This is a genomic window from Mesorhizobium sp. M7A.F.Ca.CA.002.09.1.1 (assembly GCF_003998555.1).
In the GTDB taxonomy this organism is placed as follows: Bacteria; Pseudomonadota; Alphaproteobacteria; order Rhizobiales; family Rhizobiaceae; genus Mesorhizobium; species Mesorhizobium ciceri.
In genome coordinates this window covers 1-965 of the sequence record NZ_RZRR01001349.1, presented here as the reverse complement: position 1 = coordinate 965, position 965 = coordinate 1, and the positions used below count along the sequence as shown (strand labels likewise).

General features: G+C 63.0%; 1 protein-coding gene. It reads left to right on the top strand.

Annotation, left to right across the window (positions count from 1 at the left end; all coding sequences use genetic code 11):
- Positions 1–55: 55 nt before the first annotated feature.
- Positions 56–965, top strand: a 910-nt coding sequence (gene phnE, locus EN994_RS33130) for a phosphonate ABC transporter, permease protein PhnE (RefSeq protein WP_127308238.1), incomplete at its 3' end; no start/stop codon positions are given.

The following is a 965-nucleotide window of genomic DNA, read 5'->3' as shown; positions in this document are numbered from 1 at the left end:
GCGAAACCAGGAAGGGCGGCGTCGAGAAAACGCCGCCCTTCTTGCATGTCCGATCATGACCCTTTCCGTGACAGCCCCTTCCGGCGCCACTCACCAGATGGCCGACGCCTGGCGTCGCCAGACGTCCTTGCGCCGGCTCTACACCGCCATCGGTGTCGGCCTGCTCATCACCGCGCTCGGCAGCACCATGTGGTTCGCCGACGAGGCCAATGCCGGGCATTTCTTCGACCGGTTGCCGCATTTGCTGGATTTCCTGAGCTGGCTCGTCCCCAAGGACTGGAACGATGTCTGGCGGGCGATGTTCGACATCACTTCCCCGCATGACACCGGTACCCAGGAATTCAATTTTCCGCTTGGCCGCGCCTATGTCTGGGGCAGCTTCTACATCCCCGAATATTTCGAGCTGATGCTGACCACGCTCAACGTGGCGCTGGTCTCGACCTTCATCGGCTTCGTCTTCGCCGTGCCGTTCTCCTTCATCGCGGCGCGCAATTTGACGCCGCATCCGGTGCTGCGGCTGATCGTCAAGCGCCTCATGGAACTGCTGCGCGCCTTTCCCGAGATCGTCATCGCCGGCCTGTTCGCCGCCATCGTCTCGATCGGCCCGATCGCCGCCATCATCGCCATCGGCCTGCATTCGATCGGCGCGCTGGGCAAGCTGTTCTACGAGATCAACGAGAACATCGACATGCGCGCCGAGGAAGGCCTGAGGGCCGTCGGCGCCAACTGGTTCGAGCGGGTGCGCTTCGCCGGCCTGCCGCAGGTGCTGCCCAACTTCATGTCCTACACGCTGCTGCGTGTTGAGATAAATGTCCGCATTTCCACCATCATGGGCGCGGTCGGCGGCGGCGGTATCGGCGAGGAGTTGAAGCTGTCGATCTCGCGCGGCTTCGGCGCCAAGACGATAGCCCTCGTGCTGCTCCTGTTCACGACGATCTTCATCGTCGACCAGTTCTCCGCCTGGC